This is a genomic window from Streptomyces sp. NPDC051677, from assembly GCF_044453465.1.
Lineage (GTDB): Bacteria > Actinomycetota > Actinomycetes > Streptomycetales > Streptomycetaceae > Streptomyces.
On sequence record NZ_JBITCT010000037.1, the window covers coordinates 1 to 16,414 of the forward strand.

At 70.0% G+C, this 16,414-nt stretch carries 16 protein-coding genes; 6 read left to right on the forward strand and 10 right to left on the reverse strand.

Annotated elements, in window-relative coordinates; genetic code table 11:
• Positions 1-125: 125 nt before the first annotated feature.
• The 3 genes from ACIBAF_RS33945 to ACIBAF_RS33955 form a co-directional block, all read right to left on the reverse strand.
• Positions 126-650: a DUF6879 family protein gene (locus ACIBAF_RS33945; protein WP_399468046.1), complete on the reverse strand. Its 525-nt coding sequence runs from the start codon at positions 648-650 to the stop codon at positions 126-128.
• 177 nt (positions 651-827) lie between these two features.
• The gene (locus tag ACIBAF_RS33950; protein ID WP_399468047.1) at positions 828-1,004 is read right to left on the reverse strand and encodes a DUF397 domain-containing protein; all 177 of its coding nucleotides are present in this window, start codon (positions 1,002-1,004) and stop codon (positions 828-830) included.
• Positions 1,005-1,018: 14 nt separating this feature from the next.
• Positions 1,019-1,873, reverse strand: a complete 855-nt coding sequence (locus tag ACIBAF_RS33955; protein WP_399468144.1) for a helix-turn-helix domain-containing protein — start codon at positions 1,871-1,873, stop codon at positions 1,019-1,021.
• Positions 1,874-2,093: 220 nt separating this feature from the next.
• Between ACIBAF_RS33955 and ACIBAF_RS33960 the strand changes: the two genes are divergently transcribed.
• Together ACIBAF_RS33960 and ACIBAF_RS33965 are read left to right on the forward strand one after the other, a co-directional pair.
• Positions 2,094-2,567 (forward strand): ATP-binding protein, encoded by a 474-nt coding sequence (locus ACIBAF_RS33960; RefSeq protein WP_399468048.1) that lies wholly within the window; start codon positions 2,094-2,096, stop codon positions 2,565-2,567.
• A gap of 10 nt (positions 2,568-2,577) precedes the next feature.
• Entirely contained in the window at positions 2,578-3,537 is a 960-nt protein-coding gene (locus ACIBAF_RS33965; protein WP_399468049.1) for a GNAT family N-acetyltransferase, read from the forward strand.
• 19 nt (positions 3,538-3,556) lie between these two features.
• Here ACIBAF_RS33965 and ACIBAF_RS33970 read toward each other — a convergent pair whose 3' ends face one another.
• The gene (locus tag ACIBAF_RS33970; protein WP_399468050.1) at positions 3,557-4,999 is read right to left on the reverse strand and encodes a M1 family metallopeptidase; all 1,443 of its coding nucleotides are present in this window, start codon (positions 4,997-4,999) and stop codon (positions 3,557-3,559) included.
• 635 nt (positions 5,000-5,634) lie between these two features.
• On the opposite strand from ACIBAF_RS33970, the gene ACIBAF_RS33975 reads away from it, so the two are divergent.
• Positions 5,635-6,135 (forward strand): hypothetical protein, encoded by a 501-nt coding sequence (locus ACIBAF_RS33975; RefSeq protein WP_399468051.1) that lies wholly within the window; start codon positions 5,635-5,637, stop codon positions 6,133-6,135.
• Positions 6,136-6,205: 70 nt separating this feature from the next.
• On the opposite strand, the gene ACIBAF_RS33980 is transcribed toward ACIBAF_RS33975, so the two are convergent.
• Positions 6,206-6,922 carry a pentapeptide repeat-containing protein gene (locus ACIBAF_RS33980; protein WP_399468052.1) on the reverse strand — a complete coding sequence of 239 codons (717 nt, stop codon included), beginning with the start codon at positions 6,920-6,922 and terminating at the stop codon, positions 6,206-6,208.
• A gap of 179 nt (positions 6,923-7,101) precedes the next feature.
• Here ACIBAF_RS33980 and ACIBAF_RS33985 point away from each other — a divergent pair, with 179 nt between their 5' ends.
• Complete coding sequence (locus tag ACIBAF_RS33985; RefSeq protein ID WP_399468145.1) at positions 7,102-8,085, forward strand: zinc-binding dehydrogenase; 984 nt, start codon at positions 7,102-7,104, stop codon at positions 8,083-8,085.
• Between the two features lie 44 nt (positions 8,086-8,129).
• Positions 8,130-9,668: an MFS transporter gene (locus tag ACIBAF_RS33990; RefSeq protein ID WP_399468053.1), complete on the forward strand. Its 1,539-nt coding sequence runs from the start codon at positions 8,130-8,132 to the stop codon at positions 9,666-9,668.
• Positions 9,669-9,758: 90 nt separating this feature from the next.
• On the opposite strand, the gene ACIBAF_RS33995 is transcribed toward ACIBAF_RS33990, so the two are convergent.
• Positions 9,759-11,168, reverse strand: a complete 1,410-nt coding sequence (locus ACIBAF_RS33995) for an NAD(P)/FAD-dependent oxidoreductase (RefSeq protein ID WP_399468054.1) — start codon at positions 11,166-11,168, stop codon at positions 9,759-9,761.
• A gap of 9 nt (positions 11,169-11,177) precedes the next feature.
• Positions 11,178-11,825, reverse strand: a complete 648-nt coding sequence (locus tag ACIBAF_RS34000; RefSeq protein WP_399468055.1) for a rhomboid-like protein — start codon at positions 11,823-11,825, stop codon at positions 11,178-11,180.
• Between the two features lie 28 nt (positions 11,826-11,853).
• Between ACIBAF_RS34000 and ACIBAF_RS34005 the strand changes: the two genes are divergently transcribed.
• Positions 11,854-12,795 carry an aminoglycoside phosphotransferase family protein gene (locus ACIBAF_RS34005; RefSeq protein ID WP_399468146.1) on the forward strand — a complete coding sequence of 314 codons (942 nt, stop codon included), beginning with the start codon at positions 11,854-11,856 and terminating at the stop codon, positions 12,793-12,795.
• A 1-nt stretch (position 12,796) separates the two neighbouring features.
• On the opposite strand, the gene ACIBAF_RS34010 is transcribed toward ACIBAF_RS34005, so the two are convergent.
• The 3 genes from ACIBAF_RS34010 to ACIBAF_RS34020 are packed head-to-tail and all read right to left on the reverse strand — an operon-like array spanning position 12,797 to position 16,403.
• Positions 12,797-13,156, reverse strand: coding sequence for a putative quinol monooxygenase (locus ACIBAF_RS34010; RefSeq protein WP_399468056.1), 360 nt, complete (start codon positions 13,154-13,156; stop codon positions 12,797-12,799).
• Positions 13,153-14,346: a ferritin-like protein gene (locus tag ACIBAF_RS34015; protein ID WP_399468057.1), complete on the reverse strand. Its 1,194-nt coding sequence runs from the start codon at positions 14,344-14,346 to the stop codon at positions 13,153-13,155. The genes ACIBAF_RS34010 and ACIBAF_RS34015 overlap by 4 nt, the downstream gene beginning before the upstream one ends.
• Positions 14,343-16,403, reverse strand: coding sequence for a GMC family oxidoreductase (locus tag ACIBAF_RS34020; protein ID WP_399468058.1), 2,061 nt, complete (start codon positions 16,401-16,403; stop codon positions 14,343-14,345). The genes ACIBAF_RS34015 and ACIBAF_RS34020 overlap by 4 nt, the downstream gene beginning before the upstream one ends.
• Between the last annotated feature and the right edge of the window lie 11 nt (positions 16,404-16,414).

A 16,414-nucleotide genomic window follows, 5' to 3' on the forward strand; every position in this document is an offset into this window, starting at 1 on the left:
GACGCGACAGCCGGGCCACCGGCCTGCCCACCACCCGCCCCGGAAACCGAAAAGGCCCGCCGACTCCGTCGACGGACCCTCACGAAAGATCGAGGCTAGAAACTTCAGAGCCATGTCCACTCCTGTCAGATTAAGAACTTACTGTGCGGAACAGCCCGCTCCCACACCGATTCGAAAGCCGTTGAACACAGGCGGATCACCGCCGTATCGGCAGTGCGTTCTTCGTCACCATCTGGTGAGAGTTCTCCGTCGCCGGTGAAATGCAGGAATACGACGAGTCTGTCGTCGAACAGCCAGAAGTCGTTGCCCGGCAGCGCGAGATTCGATGCCTGCCGACGGGGGAGCCAACGTACTTGCTCTCCAGCCGAGACGTTCCCTGCTGTCACGTGGTGCTCGAAGCGGATGTAGTCCGTGACCGGCTCGGAGACGATCCGGGCCCGGCGCACGGCGACTCCTCTGCCAGTGATCTCGCGCATCAGCGCCAGCCAGGGTCTCGCCTCCTGGTCCAGGTAGCGGAATGTTCCGCGAGTCCTGTTCTGCCAGGCGATGTACCCCGGGTCGGACTGCATGTAGCCGTCCCGCATTTCCAGATGGACAGCGGATTTCTTGGCCAAACGGAACAACTCGTCAAACGCCGGCTCCTCCGTCATCGTTCGCCTCCCGAAGGTCTCGTGTTCGTTGAGCTTGCACGCTCCAGGCAGGGTGATGCACCAGAATTGCACGAAGTTGCACGAGATCTGAGGTTCGCGGCGCACGGCCCGGTGGGGCGGCTTACTGGAACGCGTCTTGATCCAGGCCCCGTTGAGCACCCTGGCCCGAGGATTGGCCTACAGTACGGCCCGGACCTCGCATATCAGGGCCAGCAGGCCCGACGGGGACAGCGTGAGGACGGCGGCGGGGTTGTCACTCTCGCGGAGAAACACGTACGGTTCGGCTCGGGTGACTTCTATGCAGTTCTCGCCCTCGACGCCGGAGAAGGTCGACTTCTGCCACTGCACTGACATTGCGGATCCCGTCCTTAGAGTTCGCGTGCGATGTCATGGATGAACTGCCGGGACTCGGACTCCCCCAGCGACAGCCTCTCGGCGTTGTCGAGCAGCTGTCTGTACCTCTTGACTTCAGCCGCTGCTCCGAGGAAGACGCCGCCTGTAGGGCTGTCCAGTTGCACGGTGTCAAGTTGCGGCACGACCCCTCCGGCGTACAGCGGCTGGTTGGTGGCCTCGATGAACTCCTCGCAGGTGAAAGGCAGGACACGGAGTGACACCACAGGCCGCTCCGAGGCCTCCAGCAGGTACTCCAACTGCCCCTTGGTGACCTCGCGTCCGCCGAAGCGCATACGCAGGGCCGCTTCGTGAACCACCGCCTGGAACGGAGCAGGTGATTCCCGTTCCAGGATGGCTCGACGCCTCAGGCGGAACTCGACTCGGGTGTCGAGCTCGCCATCGGGAAGCGTCGGCGTGTAACTCTGGTGGATTGCCCGAATGTAGTTCTCGGTCTGGAGAATCCCTGGCACGTTCACCAAGTGGACGCTCCGCATGCACCTCGCATGGTGCTCAAGTTCCGCCATGTTCAGGAATCCGGGTGGGAGCATTCCTCGATAGGCATCCCACCAGCCGTCCCCTCGGGACTCACGGGCGATGGCGCACAGCGCCTCGATCAGATCCTGGTCGTCACACGCGTAGAAGACTGCCAGTCGCCGAATCCGCGTCTCGCTGACACCGATGCGCCCCGACTCCATGTGGCTGATCTTCGCCTGGTCGGTGGAAAGCAGGCCGGCAGCCTCACGAGCGGTCTTGCCCGCGAGCTCGCGCAGCTTCCGCAACTCCGCACCCAGGCGGGCCTGACGGGCTGTGGGGATGTCTCTCGGCGGCATGGTCCCGATCCTCTCAGCGTCCGAGTCCGCCTGGTCGCGTGCGGCCCACTCCACTCACAAGAGTGAACCCTTAGTGGCAACCTTGCTACGTAGCAATAATGCCCCCTACCTTCATGGCAACGCGGCATGCCAGTGAACCCGCAGTGCAGTCGCCCCACCGCGTTCGAGCCACGGTGGCCCTGCCGCACAATCACCTGAAACCAAACGGGAGTTGAATCTTTTGAACGCCAGACCAGCCCAATCCCCGCAGATCTACCGCCTACGCGCCCCCAACACCCCCACCAGCCCCAAGCTCTGCCGGGACACGATCGCTCTGCTGCTCCGGGTTTCCGGACACCCCGAACTCGGCGCAACGGCCGGCCTGTTGGTCTCCGAGTTGGTGACGAACGTCAGCCTGCACACCGCCTCCCTCGCCGTTCGCCTCGAAGCCGTCGTACGCCACGACCGGGTGCGCGTATCCGTGTACGACGACGAACCGGCCCGGCTTCCCGTCCCTCCGGCCATTCCCGTTCCTCCCTCAAGTCGTTCAGCTCCCTCAACCCACCTCGGCTGCGAGAACGGCCGCGGTTTACTCCTCGTCGAGGCGATGGCGCATGACTGGGGTGTCGGGGCGGCGCACCCCTCGGATCCGTCCGGGCTGGGCGGCAAGCACGTCTGGTTCGAACTCCGTGACCGTCCCGCCGCCTGCGGTTAGCCTGCGCCCCATGCGCCTCGACCCTCTCCCCCTGACCCCCGACCACGACCTCCCCGCCCCCCTCCTCACCGAACTCACCGTCCTCTACGCCTCCCAGCACGAGTTTCAGGCCCTCAGCGGCGACTTCCCGGATCCGGACGACATCCGGCCGGAGCAGGTGGCGGCGGCGCTTGCGGAGGAGTTGGCGAACCCGGACGTCGAGGTGTTGCTCGCGCGGAGCGAAGGGCGGCTCGTCGGGGTGGTGATCACCCTCGGCCGGCATCCCGACCCCGCCGATCCCGATCCCTGGATCGGGTTGCTGATCGTCGATGCCCGTGTGCAGGGGCAGGGGGTCGGGCGGCGGATCGTCGCGGAGGTTGAAGAGCAGTTCCGGGCCGATGGTCGGAGCGCGGTGCGGCTTGCCGTGCTCGACGTCAATCCCAAGGGGCTCGCCTTCTGGACCGCTCTCGGGTACGAGGTCATCGAGCACCGGGCGGATCTTCAACTCGGGCGGCCCTGTGCCGTGTTGCGCAGGCCGCTTCGCAAGGACCGTCTTGCTGGACGCGTCGCCGTCGTCGATCCCGGCGGGGCCGTTCTGCTCTTCCGGTACTACAACGCCGAGGACGGCTTCCACTGGGCGCTGCCCGGGGGCGGCCTGGAGGAAGGGGAGTCGCCGCGCGAGGGCGCCCTGCGTGAGCTGCGCGAGGAGACCGGGTGGACGGATCTGGAGCCCGGGCCCCTGCTGTGCACCTGGGAGCACGACTTCACGCGCGCCCGTATCCTCGTCCGGCAGCACGACCACATCTACGTCACCGCCGGGCCGCACCGCGAGCCCGCCGGGTCCGACCTCGCGGCCGCCCACGCCACGGACGGCATCCTCGGCTGGCGCTGGTGGACGCGCGAGGAGCTCGTGGTGGGGGCGGAGCCGGTGTGGCCGCCCGGTCTCGCCCGGCTGCTCGACGCGTGGGAGGCGGGTGACCCCCGTCCGTGAACCGGGTCGTGCCCCACCCTCACGGGCGGGCCGGCTTGCCCCCTCCGTACAGCCAGTCGTCCCAGATCGGCTGGAAGTCCTCCTCGGGCGCCTGCTTCTCCACGTAGGCCGTGAAGTCCGCGGTGCTCGCGTTGCCGTGGCGGTGGGCAGCCGCCCAGCCCTGGACGATGTCGTAGAAGGCGTCGTCGTCGTCGACGGTCTGGCGGATGCGGTGGATCACCATCGCGCCGCGCTGGTAGACGACGCTCTCGTCGGAGATGTCGGCGGCGCTCGTCGGCTTCGCGGGCGGGAAGGCCCACAGGTTCTCGTAGTCGTTTTCGCCGTGGTCGTACAGCTCCGTGAACGTCTCCTCCGCCGTGGCGCCGCCGTCGTCCTCCGTCCACAGCCACTCGGCGTAGGTCGCGAAACCCTCGTTGAGCCACATGTCCCGCCAGCTCTTCGGCGTGACGGAGTCGCCGAACCACTGGTGGGCGGTCTCGTGGACGAGGGTCACGAGGTCGGGGGCGCCGTTGAAGACGGGGCGGTTCTGGGTCTCCAGGGCGTAGCCGGCGTCGCCGGGGCGGTCGACGATCGCGCCGGTGGAGGAGAAGGGGTACGGGCCGAAACTGTCCTGCGCCCACTTCATGACCTCGGGCAGCCGGGCGAGCACGTTGCGGCTCGCGGCCGTCTGCGTCGGGTCGACCGCGACGTACACCGGGAGCTCGTCCTCCTCCGGCGAGGAGCCGGGGACGGTGGAGCGGGTGACGGCGTAGCGGCCGATCGCGAGGGTCGCCACATAGCTCGCCATCGGCTCCGCGGTGTGCCAGGCGAAGGTCCGGCGGCCGTCCGCCGTGGTCTTCTCGCTCCTCAGCTCGCCGTTGGAGACGGCCGTCAGGTCCTTCGGGACCGTCACGGTGACGTCGTACGACGCCTTGTCGGCGGGGTGGTGGTTGCCGGGGAACCAGGCCATGGAGCCGGTCGGTTCGCCGAGGGCGAGCGCGCCGTCCGCGGTGCGCAGCCAGCCCTCCTTCGAACCGTCCGGGTCGGTGATCGTGCGCGGACTGCCGGAGTAGCTGACCTGGACCTGGAAGGTCTCGCCCGCGGCGAGGGCGTCGGGCGGGCGGACCGTCAGCTCCTCGCCGTCCCGCTCGTACTCGGCCGCGCCGCCCTCGACGGTCACCTTCTCGACCTTCATGCCCACCAGGTCCAGGTCGAAGGCGGCGAGGTCCTCGGTCGCGCGGGCCGTGATCGCGGCGGTGCCGGTGAGGCGGTTGCCGTCGGGGGTGTAGGCGAGGGTGAGGCCGTAGTGGGAGACGTCGTAGCCGCCGTTGCCCGCCTTCGGGAAGTACGGGTCGCTCAGTCCCTGCGCGCCGGACGGGCCCTCCGTGCCCCCGCCGTCGTCACACGCGGTCAGGACGAAGGTCAGGGCCAGGGCCAGGGCCAGTAACGCAGCGGTCGGTACAAGGCGCACGGATCGGGACATGTCAGCGATCTTATGGGGACGACCTTCCCCGGCACGGAGAATTCCGGCCCGGCCGCCGAAACGGCGAGACCGCCAGCGCGGGGACGGCCGAGGGGGGTGTGAGGGGGCGGCCAGTCCGGGCACAGTGGGTCCGGGCACGGTGGGGCCGGGCACGGTGGGTCCGGGCACGGTGGGGCCGGACACGGTGGGTCCGGACACGGTGGGTCCGGACACGGTGGGTCCGGGCACGGTGGGTCCGGGCACGAAGGCGGCCAGGCCAGGCGCGGAGACGGTCGGCGGATGCGAGGGGCGGGAAACAGGGACAGCCGGGCCGGGCACGAAGACGGTTAGGCCGGGTGCGGGGACGGTCGGCCCAGGCGCGGAGGCCGTCAGGCCGAGCACGAAGGCCGTCGGGCCGAGCACGAAGGCCGTCGGGCCCAGGCGCGGAGGCCGTCAGGCCCAGGCGCGGAGGCCGTCAGGCCCAGGCGCGGAGGCCGTCAGGCCGAGCACGGAGGCCGTCAGGTCAGGCACCGCCCCCCTCGGTCGGGCACCGCCCCCGCCAGTCGGACACCGCCCCCGCCAGTCGCGCACCGCCCTCGTCGGTCAGGTGCCGGGGGGCGCCGGTCAGGTGCCGGGGGCGTGACACCATCGCCTACGTGCTCGACATCGGTTATGCCCTCTCCAACCGTTTCCCGGACCCGCCGCAGACGGACTACCGGCGCGCGGACGTCCATGCCCTGCGCCACGACCTGTTCTGCGGCGACGTCTACCTCGCCGACACCAAGGCGGACCGCGAGGTGTCCACAGCCTGGGGATGGGTGCCGGTGCTGGACTTCGCGTGGGCGCTGTGCGACATCGTCGAGCGGATCGACCAGGACCCGGCCGGCTCCCGCGCCTCCCGCCCCCAGTACGCCGAACTGGACTTCACCGAGTCCACCGACCGCATGCTCTTCGAGCGCCGCTTCGGCTGGGTGGACATCGAGGCCGACTGGATGCCGGCGGAGGAGCCCCCGCTCACCTTCTCCCACGCCGAACTCCGCCGCGAGGCCCGCGACTTCCTGCACGACCTCCTCGCCGACCTGACCGACCTGCACGAGGACCTGGGCGAGAACCCGGCGATCTGGACGCTTCAGGCACGCTTCCCGCGCCTGAAGTAGGCCGCCCCAGCCCCCGGCCCCGGCCGCCCATGCCCGGCCCCGAGCAGCCCTCAGCCTTAGGCCGCCCCCCTCAGCCCTCCACTCTGATCCCCAGCTCAGCCGCCAACACCGGTGCCAGGTCCAGCAGTTGGGACGGACTGATCACCGCGCCCGACAGGCGGTCCACGCCGCCCGCAAGGCCCAGTTCCGCGGCGCCGCGCAGGTCCACGTCCGTCAAGGTCGCCGCGGTGAAGTCGGCCGCCTTCAGGGCGCAGTCGACGAACTCGACGCGTTCCAGGCGGGCGCCGCCGAAGTCCGGTTCGACCAGGACGCAGCCCTCGAAGACGACGTCCCGCAACCGCGCCTGCCGCAGGTTCAGGTAGTCGATCTTGCCGCCGCGGATCACGACCCGTTCCAGTACGGCGCCGTACAACTGGGTACCGCCCAGGCGGGCGTCGACCAGCTCGACGTCGCGCAGGGTCGCCTCCGCCAGGTCCGTGCCGACGCCCCGTATGCCGGTGAGGACCGAGTCGAGGAACCGGGTGTGACGCAGCCGGGTCTCGTCCAGCGCACAGCCTCTCAGGGCGCAGTCCATGAAGCGGGCGCCGCCGCCGTCCTGCCCGGCGAGGTCCAGCTCACCGAACTCCACGCCGTCGTAGTCCCCGTCGGGCTCCAGCTCCCCGCCCCCGTACGGCTCCAGCGCCGGCAGCCGCAGCTCCGGACGCCGCGCACCCTTCACGGCCCTGGCCCCGCTCATCCCGCTCGCCCCGCCGATCCCGCCGGTCCTGCCGGCCCCTGTCCTCGCCATGTCCCCATGCTGCACCCCACCACTGACAATCCCCGGCAGCCCCGGCCCCCTTGACCTCAACCAACCTTGAGGTTGAAGGCTGGCACCAGTCCGACCACCACCCACGCGCCCGCGCCACCCACCGCACCCACCGCACCCACCACACCCACCACACCCACCACACCCGCCGGGGGACCCGCATGCACGCCATCCGCCTCCACGCCTTCGGCCCCGCCGAGAACCTCGTCCACGAGGAGGTCGACGACCCCGTGCCCGGCCCCGGCCAGGTCCGGGTCGCCGTCGAGGCCGCAGGCGTCCATCTCCTGGACACCGCCCTGCGCGAGGGCCTGCGGGGCGGCCCCGCCCCCGTGCCGACGACGCTGCCCACCGTCCCCGGCCGCGAGGTCGCCGGCGTCGTCGAGGCGCTCGGCGAGGGAACGCCCGGCGTCTGGCTCGGCAAGCGCGTCGTCGCCCACCTCGGCTTCGCGCCCGGAGGGTACGCGGAGCTCGCCGTCACCGACGTCGACCGCCTGCACGAGATCCCGGCGAACCTGGACGCCGCCCAGGCCGTCGCGATGATCGGCACGGGCCGGACGGCGCTGGGCATCCTGCAGTTCGCCGAGCTCGGGCCCGACTCCGTCGCCGTGGTCCCCGCGGCCGCCGGCGGCATCGGCACACTCCTCGTGCAGTACGCGAAGAACGCGGGCGCGACCGTCGTCGGACTCGCCGGGGGACCCCGTAAGACCGCCCAGGTCGCGGCCAACGGCGCCGACCTCGCCGTCGACTACACGGACACCGCCTGGCCCGCCGACGTCCGCGCCCACCTGGGCGGCCGGGCCGCCACGGTCGTCTTCGACGGGGTGGGCGGGGAGGTCGCCCGCGAGGCCGTCGCCCTCCTCGGCCCCGACGCTCCCACGGGCGCCCACCTCGTCTTCGGCTGGTCGGCGGAGGGCATCCGCGACGGAAAGGGCCACTTCGTCGAGGGCGTCTCCCGGTCGGTCCTCGGGCCCGTGATGATCGAGAGGGCCGGCGGTCTCCGCGCCCTCGAACTGCGCGCCCTCGCCGAAGCCGCCGCGGGCCGCCTCACCCCGGCCGTGCAGACGTTCCCGCTCGCCGAGGCGGCCGCCGCACACCGCGCCCTGGAGTCACGCGGAACGACCGGGAAGGTGGTACTGACGCCGTGACCACGGGGGATGCGCTACGCCCCGATTCGTGGTCTTCTGGGCTGATGAGTGGCACCCATACAGGTGAACCCTCGATGGAACCGGAGCCAGAGCCGGAACCGGAGCCGAGCCCGGAGCAGCAGCCGGACCCCCGCCGCTGGTGGGGCCTGGTGATCATCGCGCTCGCCCAGCTGATGGTCGTCCTGGACGTGACGATCGTGAACATCGCGCTCCCCTCCGCCCAGCGCGACCTGGACATGTCCGACAGCACCCGCCAGTGGGTCATCACCGCCTACACCCTCGCCTTCGGCGGCCTGCTGCTGCTCGGCGGCCGCATCGCCGACCTCGTGGGCCGCAAGCGCACCTTCGTCATCGGGCTGATCGGCTTCGCCGCCGCCTCGGCGCTCGGAGGCGCGGCCGTCAGCCCCGGGATGCTGTTCGGCGCCCGCGCCCTCCAGGGCGCCTTCGCCGCCGTACTCGCCCCCTCGGCGCTGTCGCTGCTGACGACGACGTTCACCGACCCCAAGGAACGCGGCAAGGCGTTCGGCATCTACGGCGCCCTGGCCGGCAGCGGCTCGGCGATCGGGTTCATCGTCGGCGGGCTGCTCACCGAGTACCTGAACTGGCGCTGGTGCCTGTACGTCAACGTGCCCATCGCGATCGTCGCCGTCTTCGGCGCGTCCGCCCTGCTGCACAGCCGTCCCGGCCACCCGGGGGCCCGCCTCGACGTGCCCGGTGTGCTGCTGGGCTGCGGCGGCCTCGTCGCGATCGTCTACGGCTTCAGCGAGGCCCAGCCGCGCGGCTGGAGCGACCCGTTCGTCCTGTCCCTGTTCGCGGTCGGAGCGGTCCTGCTCACGGCCTTCGTGTGGTGGCAGACGAGGGCGCCCAGTCCCCTTCTCCCGCTGCACATCGTCAAGGACCGCAACCGCGCGGGCTGCTTCCTGACCATGGGGCTGGCCGTCATCGGCATGTTCGGGCTGTTCCTGTTCATGACCTACTACCTGCAGGTCATCCTCGGCTACTCCCCCGTGAAGACGGGCCTCGCCTTCCTCCCCCTCACCCTCGCGATCATCATCGGCTCCACCCAGATCTCCGCCCGGCTGATGAACCGCGTGCCGCCGCGCATGCTGATGGTCCCCGGCATGCTTCTCGCCTCGGGCGGCATGGTGATCCTCACCCAGATGACGGTGGACTCGTCCTACGCCACCGAGATCCTGCCCGCCCTGCTCCTGATGGGCCTCGGCATGGGGCTGACGTTCATGCCGGTCTTCTCCACGGCCACCGCCGGCGTCGCCCCGCACGACTCCGGCGTCACCTCCGCCACGGTCAACACCTCACAGCAGGTCGGCGGCTCCATCGGCACGGCCCTGCTCAACACGATCGCCACCACCAGCAGCACCGCCTACATCGCGGCCCACCTCACCAGCCCCGCCAACAAGGCGCAGGTCGTGGCGGAGGGCACGGTGCACGGGTACACGGTCGCCATCTGGTGGGCCGCCGGCATCATGCTCCTGGCCGGTCTGGTCGCGGGCCTGATGGTGACGGCCAAGCCCCCGAAACACGACACCCCGGCCCGCGAGGCCGTACCGGAGTCGGTGAACTGAACACGCGCGCGCCAGTGACGCGCGCGCCAACGAACGCGCGCGCCAGCGAACGCGCGTGTCAGTAAACGCGCGGCTCAGTCAACACGCGCGTCAGTGGCGGCCCGCCACCCGGTCCGCGAGTCGGGCCAGCCGTGACGACCCGGTCGCGTGCCGCTCCGTCTCTCGGCGGTCCGCCGCCCGGTACGTGGCGTACATGCCCTGCACGCCCAGCCAGCGCAGCGGCTCCGGTTCCCATCTGCGGACCTTGTGGCCGACCCAGGGAAGCGCGGTCAGCTCGGTGCCGCCCGCGTCTCCCGAGTCGAGCCGGACCAGGTCGCGCAGGGTGCGGGCCGCCAGGTTGGCCGTTGCCACGCCCGAGCCGACGTAACCGCCCGCCCAACCGAGCCCCGTCGTTCGGTCCAAGGTCACCGTCGCGCACCAGTCGCGCGGCACGCCCAGCACCCCTGACCAGGCATGTTCAACGCGCACCCCGGCCAGCGCCGGGAAGCAGCCGACGAGGATCTCGCGCAGCGCCCGGACCGTCTCGGGCTGGCTCCGCCCGTCGTTGTCGGTGCGCGAGCCGAAGCGGTACGGCACCCCGCGCCCACCGAGCGCGATCCGGCCGTCGGCCGTGCGCTGGGCGTACAGATAGGCGTGCGCCATGTCGCCCAGCGCCTCGCGCCCCTGCCAGCCGACCTGCGCCCACTGCTCCGGCGTGAGCGGCTCGGTGGCGATCATCGAGGAGTTCATGGGCAGCCAGGTCCGCTTCTCGCCCTTCAACGCGGCCGTGAACCCCTCCGTGCAGCGCAGCACGTACCGCGCCCGCACGGTGCCGTACGGCGTCACGGCCCGCCCGGCGGCGATCTCCGTCACCGGCGTCGACTCGTGGATCGTCACCCCCAGCGCCTCGACGGCCGCCGCCAGCCCCTTCACCAGCTTCACCGGGTGCACGCGCGCGCCGTGCGGAGTCCAGCTCGACCCCACGGCCCCCGCCACCCGCACCCGCTCGGCGGTCTCCCGGGCGCCGTACAGCTCGCGGTCCCGCTCCCCGTACGACAGCTCGTGCGCGTGGAAGTCCTTCAGGCGGGCCAGCTGCGCGGGCGTCCGGGCCACCTCCAGCACCCCGCCCCGGTGGACGTCGGCGTCGATGCCCTCCTCCGCCGCCACCCGGACGACCTCGTCCACCGTCTCGTTCATCGCCCGCTGAAGCCGTACGGCCGCCTCGTGGCCGTGCAGGGCGGCGTACCGGTCGCGGCCAGCGATGCCGTTGTACAGCCAGCCGCCGTTGCGCCCCGAGGCGCCGTAGCCGCAGAACCGCTGCTCCAGGACGGTGACGTCGAGGAGGGGCGCCGCCTTCTTGAGGTAGTACGCCGTCCACAGCCCGGTGTACCCGCCGCCGACGATCACGACGTCGCCGGACCTGTCACCGGCGAGCGGCTCCCGCACCGCCGGAAGCCCGTCGTCCGCGAACCAGAAGGAAATGCCGCCATTGACGACGCCACGCACTCCGTCACCGCTCATGACCGGACGCTAACCCGGCGGCACGGCCGCTGTCTCCTTCGGATTCCGCACCTTTCCGCGCCCTCGGACCAGCGGATAACACGCGAGTCCGATGAGTACGGAGAGGAAGTGCCCGAGGTCGGTGAAGGTCGGCCCCGCGGTCATCGGGACGGTGTAGACGACGAGGACGACCGCGAGATACCCGTACCGCCACGGCGCGGGGATCCGGTAGAAGAGCACCGCCGTCGCCCCCGCCAGCGCGTAACTCACGCCGACGTCCAGGGTGTTGACCGACGACTGCGGGGCGAGCCCGTCCCGGATCGCCTCCGCCAGCGCGACCTGGCTGATCAGCGTCGCCAGCACATGCGCGGCCGCGCACACCGCCAGCCACCGCGCGGTCCCCAGCCAGCGCTCCACCTGGGCGTGGAAGACGGAGTACAGCGCCACGTACGGCAGCCAGTGGCCGCCGTCGATCCACATCGCGCTGGCGACCAGCACCCGCACCGGATGCCGGGACAGCTCGTGGATGTTCGTGGACCGCTGCCGCAGGAACTCCTGCTCGAACTCCGGTGACATGTGGTGCAGAGCGACCGTGGTGAAGAACAGGATCGTCAGCCACACGTACGTGCCGGGCGCCCTGCGGACATACGCCCACACCGCCCGCCGGACCGCGGACATTCCGCTGAGGCGTTTCACGCCGCCCAGTATCGTCCGGAAGGTGATCGACATTCCGGGCGCACTGGTGACAGAACAGGTAAAGATCAACGGCGCGGCGGGGCGGGAGTTCATCGCCGGTCTGCCGGACCTGGCGCGCGAGTTCCTCGACCGCTGGGAACTGCGCGTCGACGGCCCGTCCATGCACGGGGTGAGCGCGCTCGTCCTGCCGGTCGCCTCCGCCGCCGACGGCGCCCGGGCCGCACTCAAGCTCCAGATCCTGGACGAGGAAAGCGCCGGCGAGCCGGTCGCCCTGCGGATCTGGAACGGCGACCGTGCCGTCCGGCTGCTGCGACACGACGAGCCGACGGGCACGATGCTCCTCGAACGCCTCGACCCGGCCCGCATGCTGTCCCACGTCGAGGACGTCCACGAGGCGGTGCTCGTCATAGCCGACCTGCTGGCCCATCTGACGACCTTCCCGGCCCCGGCCGGCCTGCGCGGGCTGGGAGACATCGCCGAGGCCATGCTGGAACAGGCCCCCTGGGCCCTCGACCGGATCCCCGACCCGGACGGCGCCCGTCTGATCGCCGACTGCGCGGCCGCCGTACGCGAGGTCGTCGCCGAGCCGGGCGACCGGCTCCTGCACTGGGACCTGCACTACGAGAACGTCCTCGCCGCCGACCCCACCACCCCGGGCCGCACCACCCCGGGCCGCACCGCCTCCGACCGCGCCCCCTGGCTCGCCATCGACCCCAAGCCGCTGGCCGGCGACCCCGGCTTCGAACTGCTGCCCGCCCTCGGGGACCGCTACGACCCGGCCGACGTGCGATGGCGCTTCGACGCGATGACCGACGTCCTCGGACTCGACCGGGAGCGGGCACGGGCCTGGACCCTCGGGCGCGTCCTCCAGGACTGCCTGTGGGAGATCGAGGACGGACGGCCGCCGGAGGCGGAGCGACTGGAGATCGCCCGCCTCCTGCGGCTGAGCTGAGTCACTTCTCGCCGACGGCCTGCTTGCGGACGAAGCCCGTGAAGCGGTCGGCGAACTCCGCGCTGACGTACAGCTTTCCGCCGTTCGTCACGAAGAGATGGAGGTTCTTCGCCAGCCAGTCCTGGAAGAGCTTGCCGTCCCGGTGGTCCTCGAACGCCTTGCGGTCCTTCCAGGCGCCGAGGAAGATCACCTCGTTCTTGTTCGGCGGCGGCAGGGAGCCGTCCACGACCGCCGTGTGCAGGCAGTACATGTAGGTGTCGGGCTCCCCCTGCTCCACCTGTTCCACCAGGTCCTTCAGCGCGGCGACGGCCTCGTTGCGCTTGCCCTCGACGTGCCACCACTTCGTGACGATGGAGATCACTGGACCGCTCCTCTCATCTGCTTGATCTCGTCCTTCAGCTTCGTGCGCTGCTCGGCGTCCGCGTAGAAGAACCGCGGACACAGCGTGTGCCCGGGATCCCCCGGCTTCGGGGTGCGCATCAGGGCGACGGCCTTGTTCTTCAGCGCGTACATGCCGTGCACGGCGAGCGGCAGCGGATCCTTGAGATCGGTGACGACCTTGCCGGCCATCGTGTACGTGACCTTCTTCTTCCCGCCCGAGAAGGCGAGATAGAGGTCGTCGACGAGCTGCGTGTACGCCAGGTCGAACTCGTTCAGCGCGGCCCCCTCGTAGCCGCCCGTCGTGGAGCCGTTGCGCTGGACGTGCACCGCTGGGTGGACCGCGTCGTAGTCGACCAGCAGCAGGGAGCCCGCGGGGGTTTCCCTGGCCAGCTGGCCGGTGCGGAAGCGCCGACCGGTCTGCAGCTCACGGAAGCGTGCGTAGTGGGAGTACATCTTCCAGCCGGAGTTGAGCACGTCCTTCGTCGTGACCGGGAGCTCCTTGGCCGGCTCGTTCAGTCTCTTCTCCGGCAGGCCCTCGCCCTCGTCCACGATCTTCTCGATGGCGGCCATCGCGGTGTCACGGTTCGTCACCGTGATGACCTGGCCGGCGCCGCCGTAGTACTCACGGTCCCTGACCTGGGGCGAGTCGCTCCTGAAGGCACTGTCCGGACAGATCGCCCTGCTCTTCAGCGCGGCGTTGATCGCCTCGTAGAACGTGCCGATCGTGGGGAAAGTGTCCGTCGGGCAGACGATGTCGCCGACCTGGGCCGCGCCGTGCAGCGGGTGCTCGATCCTGACGAAACCCTCCACCGCCGCCGGCGAGAGGGGCAGCAGAGCGAGCTTCCCGATGCCGGCGATCACCGGGCTCTCGTACGTGTCCTTGTACTCGGGGACCGGCTTCACGTTCCGATGGCTCAGGAAGTCGACGGGCTTGACGCTCGGATGCTCGCCGAGGGCGTTGAGGACGTTGGCCGCGAGCGTCATGTGGAGCATCTCCTCCATGACCACACTGCGGATCGTCTGCTGCGCGTCCTCGTTGGCGCCCTCCTTGATGGAGTAGAGAGCGGTCAGATAGACGGGGACGGTGCTGAGCTCCAGGCCGACGGCCAGCTGCAGAGCGGCCTTGAGGTCCTTGAGGGTTGCGATCGTCGGGCTCGGCGGGGTGGTCATGCGGTCAGCTCCTCGGCGATCTCGTCGCCTGTGCGCAGGGCCAGAGCGGTCATGGTGAGCGTCGGGTTGGAGGTGCCCAGCGTCGGCATGCTGCCGCAGCCCACGACGAAGAGGTTGGGCAGGTCATGGCTGCGCTGGTCCTTGTCGACGACGGAGGTGTCCGGGTCGTCGCCCATCCGGTGCGTGCCCACCACATGGCCCGCGCCGGCCACCCAGTACGTCTGCTCGCCGTACGTGACCACCGACGCGTGATCCTCGTCGTAGTGGGAGTAGTCGCCGGTCACGTACGAGGGCCGCTTCGCCTCTTTCGACTTCTTCATGCCGAGCTTCTCGAACAGCTGCCTGCTCGCCTCCGCCGCCCAGGGCAGCGCCGCCTTCACATAGTCCGAGAGGTCGTAGCGGATGACGGGACGATGCTTGCCCAGCGGGTCCCGGTACCGGTCGTCGATGGTGACGCGGTTGCTCGACTGGGGGTCCTGCTCCAGTTCCCAGGCGATCCGGAACTGCCGGGGCACGATCTTGCCGATCTGCTCGCGCAGCTCCTTGCCGTAGAGCTTCGCGATGCCGTCCTGGCCGCCGCCGACCAGGTCGAGGACGGTGTCGTACGGAGCGTTCTCCGGGAAGTTCCAGCCCCAGTTGCCGATCTCCACCCGGAACGCGGTGCGGTCCTTGCGGAAGTCGCCGTCGCGGAACGCGGGGATGCCGGACGTGGACCCGGGACCCCGGTACGCGCCCACGTTCTCCGGCAACAGGCCCCAGGTGAGCAGCAGCGGATGGTCCATCAGGTTCTTGCCGACCTGCGTGCTGCGGTTGGCGGCGTTGTGGGAGGCGAGCAGCAGGGTGGCGTTCTCGATGGCGTTGGCGGCCAGGACGTAGGTGCGCGCGGTCACCTCGTGCTCGGTCGTCCTGCCGCCGTCGTCGTAGTACGTCTTGTACTTGAGCTTGGCGACCTTCCCCTTCGCGTCGCCCTCCTTCTTGCTGTGCACCACCTCCATGACGACGGACTGGCTGCGGATGTCGACCCGGGCCCTGCTCCCGGGCAGCTCCTCGTCCTTCAGCTTGTCGGGGTACTTGACGATCAGCTCGTAAAGGGTCTTCAGCGCGTTGTACTTGGCCTGCACGGGACAGATCGGGATACAGCTGGAGTTGCCCTCGCAGCGCTGCCCCCGCTCGGAGTTCCCTGCCGCGCCGACGATCTTGTACGTGTCGGTGGTGGGGACCGAGTTACGGGCGACCGGCGTGTTGCTGATCCTGATCGGGAACTCGTGGACGCGGTTCTTCTCGCCGGGCAGCTTGACCACCAGCCCGGCGCTGACCTTCTCGATGTACTGGTCGAGGTAGCTGGACGGAATCTCCTCCATCGGGAAGAGATAGACCCCGTTCCGCTCCTTCTTCGGGTCCGTGGCCTTGAAGTACTTCTTCGGGTCGTCCCCGATGCCCGGGTAGTACTGGTGTTCCGTGTTCCCCGCGACGCCGATGATGTCCCACTCGGCCCGTTCGTAGTACGGCTTCAACTCCTCGTACGTCAGCGGCCAGTCGACGCCCCGCCCGTACGTCGAACGCATCCTGAAGTCGTTGGGCAGCATCCGCAGACAGGTGCCGAGCCAGTGCAGGGTCGTACCGCCCAGCGAACGGGCGTAGTCGCTGCCGAACGGCATCGGCCCCAGCTGGACGAAGTACCCCTGGTCGCCGACCAGCGAGTTCCCCTGCGCGTCCTTGAGCGGCCTGATGTCCAGCACGTCCGGCTGCGGCGCGTTGACGCTCGCCGGGTACGGCGCGTTGGGAACCTTGATCAGCGCCTTGTGGTACGCCTCCACATAGCTCTCGTACTTGTCGGCGCTGAGGGCCGTGGCCCGTCCCGCCTCCAGGATCAGAATGCGAGGAAACCCCGCCGTCTCCTCGCCCTTGCCCTTGCCTTTGTTCTTCTCCTTCTCCTTCCCTTTCTCTTTCTCCTTCTTCTTGGCTACCTGCTCGATGATCGTCTTGGCGACGACGGCCCCGGAGATGCCGCCGCCGACGATGACCACGTCGTAGTCGGGGGAAGTGGGGTTGCTCATGGCGCTTCCTC

What these genes read in the sequence shown, in the direction of transcription:
- ACIBAF_RS33945 (WP_399468046.1), bottom strand. Translation starts at nt 650, where the DNA reads ATGACGGAGGAGCCGGCGTTTGACGAGTTGTTCCGTTTGGCCAAGAAA.
- ACIBAF_RS33950 (WP_399468047.1), bottom strand. Translation starts at nt 1,004, where the DNA reads ATGTCAGTGCAGTGGCAGAAGTCGACCTTCTCCGGCGTCGAGGGCGAG.
- ACIBAF_RS33955 (WP_399468144.1), bottom strand. Translation starts at nt 1,873, where the DNA reads ATGCCGCCGAGAGACATCCCCACAGCCCGTCAGGCCCGCCTGGGTGCG.
- ACIBAF_RS33965 (WP_399468049.1), top strand. Translation starts at nt 2,578, where the DNA reads ATGCGCCTCGACCCTCTCCCCCTGACCCCCGACCACGACCTCCCCGCC.
- ACIBAF_RS33970 (WP_399468050.1), bottom strand. Translation starts at nt 4,999, where the DNA reads ATGTCCCGATCCGTGCGCCTTGTACCGACCGCTGCGTTACTGGCCCTG.
- ACIBAF_RS33980 (WP_399468052.1), bottom strand. Translation starts at nt 6,922, where the DNA reads ATGGCGAGGACAGGGGCCGGCAGGACCGGCGGGATCGGCGGGGCGAGC.
- ACIBAF_RS33985 (WP_399468145.1), top strand. Translation starts at nt 7,102, where the DNA reads ATGCACGCCATCCGCCTCCACGCCTTCGGCCCCGCCGAGAACCTCGTC.
- ACIBAF_RS33990 (WP_399468053.1), top strand. Translation starts at nt 8,130, where the DNA reads ATGAGTGGCACCCATACAGGTGAACCCTCGATGGAACCGGAGCCAGAG.
- ACIBAF_RS33995 (WP_399468054.1), bottom strand. Translation starts at nt 11,168, where the DNA reads ATGAGCGGTGACGGAGTGCGTGGCGTCGTCAATGGCGGCATTTCCTTC.
- ACIBAF_RS34000 (WP_399468055.1), bottom strand. Translation starts at nt 11,825, where the DNA reads ATGTCCGCGGTCCGGCGGGCGGTGTGGGCGTATGTCCGCAGGGCGCCC.
- ACIBAF_RS34015 (WP_399468057.1), bottom strand. Translation starts at nt 14,346, where the DNA reads ATGACCACCCCGCCGAGCCCGACGATCGCAACCCTCAAGGACCTCAAG.
- ACIBAF_RS34020 (WP_399468058.1), bottom strand. Translation starts at nt 16,403, where the DNA reads ATGAGCAACCCCACTTCCCCCGACTACGACGTGGTCATCGTCGGCGGC.